The 216-nt window shown below is 44.9% G+C and carries 1 protein-coding gene; it reads right to left on the reverse strand.

From position 1 onward, the window contains the following. A partial coding sequence (locus tag E4T92_RS11115) for a hypothetical protein (protein WP_209307355.1) occupies positions 1-216 on the reverse strand: 216 nt, incomplete at both ends.

Genomic DNA, 216 nt, shown 5'->3' on the forward strand with positions numbered 1-216 from the left:
CAACCGCAGCATTTGCATCTTCAACCGCTTTCTTCTCTTCAGGTGTGATCACACCATCAGCTTTCGCATCTTCAAGCGCTTTTTCTGCTGCTTTTTCTGCGTCTTCTGCGGCTTTCACCACATCTTCTAATGCTTTTTCTTGATCATCCGGGATACCGTTGTTGTTTGTATCAGAGGTATCTGTCACTTCTGGTACTTCTACCGGATTTACTTCGT

The organism is Pasteurella sp. WM03 (assembly GCF_004570945.1).
In the GTDB taxonomy this organism is placed as follows: domain Bacteria; phylum Pseudomonadota; class Gammaproteobacteria; order Enterobacterales; family Pasteurellaceae; genus Rodentibacter.